The organism is Rhodococcus sp. NCIMB 12038, from assembly GCF_002165735.1.
Taxonomy (GTDB): Bacteria; Actinomycetota; Actinomycetes; order Mycobacteriales; family Mycobacteriaceae; genus Rhodococcus_F.
Window position 1 is genome coordinate 1 of sequence record NZ_NHML01000065.1, and the last position, 4,549, is coordinate 4,549.

Genomic DNA, 4,549 nt, shown 5'->3' on the forward strand with positions numbered 1-4,549 from the left:
CGGTTGCTCGGCGAGGTGGTGGGCCGCGCCGTCGCGAGCGAACCGACGATCGCACATCGACGGCGGCGCCGTCGTCGGCATCGGTGATGACGGCTGGCCACGAAAGGTGCTGATCCGCCAGGGTGGTTCGGCGCGGTCGTCACGACGGAACCGACCATGAGTGGGGTCTTCGGCGGTGATCGTCATTCGCCGCCCGAAGAGGCCGACGCGTTGCTCGATGCGGCACCATGCGCTGCCCTCCTGCCGGGCCCCGCGGAGCGTGGACGCAACCGCACGGTCCGCGCACCAGGCGCCGCTACGGCAACGGTGCGTCTACGGCGGGCCCGCTGCCGGCGGGTGCGCCGCCACCCACCACCTGCGGCCTGTCGCCCTCCATGCCCGCCGCACGGACATCACCGAGGTCATTGGTCATGCGTTGATCCACAAGCGGCGGAAGGCGTCGGATTCCGGCATATCGCCGAGTGGATGGACCACCCGGAATCGGCGGTGCGCCTTGGGTTTTGGCCGGGTATCCCGATGAGCACGGGTGTACTGACTGTTGCGCCAAGGCGCCGAGCGGCTGGACCTCGTTGCCCGCGAGGCATTCGTCGCCATTCGGTATCTCGGTAATCCGCTCCGAGCGCTGTGTCCCTGTCGGCCGCGCGGTCAACGATCGTCACCGTTTCGGATGGGATCTGATCGGGATCTACCCGCGAGGAGGGCTCCCTCGCCGCCGCGCAGCGGCTGAAACAGAACGGTCCCGCCGGGCCCGAATCCGTCCGTCACCCATGCCGAGCGTCGGCGTACACACGGATTCGAACGCCGACACCGTGCAGACGACTCCGTCGTCATCCAACAGCAACGACCTTTCCATCTGCACACTCGGTGACGCCATCGCCGGCAGATTCAGCGACCGGCAACCCCGGCGAGGTCCGCCGCGGCCCCGCTGTTTGGCCGACACCTTCCGCGAGCCCTGAGTGATGCCGTCATCGCAGAGCCCGGTACAGAGGTGCGCGCAGGCACAGGCGGACCAGCCGTGGGAAGTGGATCGAACAGTGCGCACAGCGGATCGCCCGAAGTCCGGCGCCGCTCATAGTGTCTGAGGCACGCGGCACGGTGGTCACCGCCGGCCGGGGTTGTTAGTCCCGAGCCGGCGAGATCTCGCGTCAAGCGACTGCGCCGTGCCCGTGCACCTGCCCACCGTCTCCACGAATTCAGCGAATCGGGCTACCTGCGCGTCCTGAGCCACCACTCACCAAAGGTTGATCACATGAAAGTCACGTACTTCCAGCAAGTCCCATACCGGGAACTGCCCGACGACTTCGAGAAGCGCTACGCCGAATCCGTCGTCACGACCCCGTACTACGAGGTCACCGAACCCGAGAAAATCCACGGGGCCTTCCGCAGCGCCCTGGACGAGATCATGCACGCGGCCCGATCGGGATTCGACGCCATCGCCGTCACCGAGCACGCTCAAAGCTCCTACGACATGGTGCCCAACCCGAACATCATCGAGGCCGCCGTCGCCTACGCCACCGAGGCGGAGGGCCTCACCACCGGCATCTACCCGCTCGGCCGGTCGTTGGGCAAGAGTCGAGAGCCGTTGCGCGTCGCCGAAGAACTCGCGATGCTCGACGCCATCAGCAACGGCCGCCTCATCGCAGGCTTCCCCGTCGGTCTGGCCTACGACGCCAACATCAACAACGGCGTCCCGCCCGCCGAGACCCGACTGCGGTTCGACGAGAACCTCGAACTCGTCCTCAAGGCATGGACCGACCCCGACGTGTTCGCCTGGAACGGCCGATTCCACCAGCATCCCACGGTCAACCTCTGGCCGCGCCCGACGCAGCAGGACCCGCACCCCCCGGTGTTCATCACCGGCCTCGGAAATCCGAACACCATGGAGTTCTGCCTGAGGCGCGGATTCGGGTTCAACTACTTCGGCTGGTTCGGGGCCAAGGTCGCCGGGCGGCGCATCTTCGACCGATTCTGGGACACCGCCCACCGTCTGGGCAAGGACGCCAACCCCTACCAGATGGGATTCATGCAGACCATCTGCGTCGCCGATACAGACGCACAGGCCGAAAAGCTCTTCGCTCGCCACCTGGAGTACTTCTTCCAGAAGGGAATCGGCTCGATTCCCATGCACCGACTCACCCTTCCCGGCGGGATCGACATCAAGGGCCTGCAGGCCATCTTCCGCGACCCCGGCGACTTCGGCATCTACGCCAAGATGCGCGAGGCCACCTTCGCCGAACTCGTCGAAGCCGGCTCGGTGATCTGCGGCAGCCCCACCACCGTCCGCGACCAGATCACCGAGATCGCCCGCGATTTCCGCATCGGCAACCTACACGCGATGCTCCAATTCGGGTCCATGCCGCACCACCTGGCAATGGACAACATCAGCCTGTTCGCCGAGCAGGTCCTCCCGCACATCCAACAGATCTGGACCGACGACTGGCAGCACCACTGGTGGCCCGAAGCCCTCGGCGGCGTCCCCCACCCCACCGGCGACCACGTCGGTACCGATCCCCAGGCGGTGACCGCATGACCACCACGACCCTGACCGACCACACCATCTCCACCTGGAACGACCGCATCACCATGCGCGTCCGCATCGGCGGCGACGGACCCCCGCTCGTCTACGTCCACCCCGCGGCCGGACTCGCATGGGACCCGTTCCTCGACCAGCTCGCCCAGCGCTACACCATCTACGCGCCCGAGTTCCCCGGCACCACGCCCGGCAACCCCTACGCCATCCACCAGATCGACGACCTCTGGGACACCGTGCTCATCTATGAGCAGACCCTGCGCGAACTCGGCCTGTCCGCCGTCCCGGTCATCGGCCAGTCCTTCGGTGGCATGCTCGCTGCCGAACTCGCCGCCGCCTACCCGGACCTGTTCTCGCAGGTCGTCCTCCTCGACCCCGTCGGTCTCTGGCGAGATGACGCCCCGGTCGCCAACTGGATCGCCGCCGCCCCCGCCGAGCTGCCCGCACTGCTGTTCGCCGACCCCGGCAGCGACGCCGCCCAGTCCATGTTCGCTCTCCCCGAGGACCCCGACCCCCTCGCGGACGCGCAGGCCGCGATGGTGTGGAACCTCGGCGCCACCGGCAAGCTCTGCTGGCCCATCCCCGACCGCGGCCTGCACAAGCGCCTGCACCGGATCACCGCTCCCACCCTCATCGTCTGGGGCGAGCACGACACGCTCGTATCCCCGGACTACGCCGAGGAATTCCACAACCGGATCCGCGACAGCCGCGTCGAAATCATCCCCAAGGCCGGCCACGTCCCGCAGGTGGAGCAGATGGAAATGACGTACTCGGCCATCTCCGCATTCCTCGGCTGACGTGGCTGCTGTCACCGCCGCATCGCACCACTGATACACGTTCTCATTCCACGAACCAACATCCGACCTATTGGTGGTCTAAATCGGTCTAAACCGGCTGAAAGAAGGACCTCGACTGGCTTGTCTCGTGTGAAAATGCGGAGTTCGTCACTCAATTGGTGGCGATTTCGTCGAGCGAGGGTGACCCCGATCCCTTCGGCCGCCGCGCGAACGGACGCGGCGTGGGTGTCCGGCCGGAAGCGGTGCGAGGGACCGGTCACACTGATCGCGGCGACGACGTCTTCGCCTTCGCGGACGGATGCGGCCACGCACACGATACCGTGTGGCCGATTCCTCGTACTCGTAACCGACGCCCTCGGTTGCGATGCGGTCGAGCTGAGTGCGCAACGGGCCGGGTAGGACGATGGTGCGCGGGGTGTGGCGGGGGAGCGGACCGGGCCGCACTTTCTCCCGCAATGTGTTGTCGCCGTATGCCAACAGCACTTTTTCTATGGCGTTGCAGTGCACCGGCATCCGGCCGCCGATTCTCGATGGTGCGCTTGCTTGCCGGTGCCCCCCGATTTTCGACAGGTACACCACCTCCGTCCCGTCGAGGACCCCCAGGTGCACCGTCTCGTGGGTGCGCACGTAAGTCCTCCGTGAAGGGATGGCCACCTCGAGCAGGCTCCGCTCGACCGACGCCCGCATGCCCAGTTCGAAGAGGTCGCCGCCGAGCCGGTAGTTGTTGCCGCTCCGGTCCAACAGCCGCACCGCCGCCATGTCGGACAGGACCCGGTGCAGGGTTCCTTTGGGAATGGACTTAGAGCGTGTCTCATGTGGATGAAGTGATGTGTGGGACATAATGTGACGCGTGGTAGATGAGTTGTCACTGAGGCTGGTGCCGGATGCCTTGTGGGAGATGGTCGAACCGCTGATTCCGCGTTTTGTCGCCCGGCCGCAGGGAGGTGGCAGTGCGCCGGCCGATGACCGGGCGGTGTTCACTGCGATCGTGTACGTGCTCACCAGCGGATGTGCGTGGCGGCATCTGCCGCCCTCCTTCGGGGTGACGGTGCCGACCGCGCATCGACGGTTCAGTGCCTGGGTGCGGGATGGGGTGTTCGAGAAACTCCATCGCGAAGTGCTCGACCGGCTCGGGAGCGCGGGCGAACTCGACTGGACGGCAGCGATCCTGGATGCGGCAAGCGTCCGGGCCAAAAGGGGGGCTCTCTGACCGGACCCAGCC

Annotated in this window: 3 protein-coding genes and 2 pseudogenes; 3 read left to right on the forward strand and 2 right to left on the reverse strand. The window is 66.5% G+C overall.

Annotated elements, in window-relative coordinates; genetic code table 11:
- Positions 1–186, reverse strand: a 186-nt coding sequence (locus CA951_RS43905; protein WP_218780572.1) for a hypothetical protein, incomplete at its 3' end; no start/stop codon positions are given.
- A 1,063-nt stretch (positions 187–1,249) separates the two neighbouring features.
- Between CA951_RS43905 and CA951_RS41425 the strand changes: the two genes are divergently transcribed.
- Together CA951_RS41425 and CA951_RS41430 are read left to right on the forward strand one after the other, a co-directional pair.
- The gene (locus CA951_RS41425) at positions 1,250–2,530 is read left to right on the forward strand and encodes an LLM class flavin-dependent oxidoreductase (RefSeq protein WP_087562374.1); all 1,281 of its coding nucleotides are present in this window, start codon (positions 1,250–1,252) and stop codon (positions 2,528–2,530) included.
- Complete coding sequence (locus CA951_RS41430) at positions 2,527–3,327, forward strand: alpha/beta fold hydrolase (protein WP_087562375.1); 801 nt, start codon at positions 2,527–2,529, stop codon at positions 3,325–3,327. The genes CA951_RS41425 and CA951_RS41430 overlap by 4 nt, the downstream gene beginning before the upstream one ends.
- Positions 3,328–3,488: 161 nt before the next feature.
- On the opposite strand, the pseudogene CA951_RS41435 reads toward CA951_RS41430, so the two are convergent.
- Positions 3,489–4,167: pseudogene (locus CA951_RS41435) on the reverse strand (IclR family transcriptional regulator); the annotation flags it as partial.
- Positions 4,168–4,204: 37 nt separating this feature from the next.
- On the opposite strand from CA951_RS41435, the pseudogene CA951_RS41440 reads away from it, so the two are divergent.
- Positions 4,205–4,549 (forward strand): annotated as a pseudogene (locus CA951_RS41440) (transposase); the annotation flags it as partial.

Coding starts and splice junctions, on each gene's coding strand:
- CA951_RS41425 (WP_087562374.1), top strand. CDS start 1,250: ATGAAAGTCACGTACTTCCAGCAAGTCCCATACCGGGAACTGCCCGAC.
- CA951_RS41430 (WP_087562375.1), top strand. CDS start 2,527: ATGACCACCACGACCCTGACCGACCACACCATCTCCACCTGGAACGAC.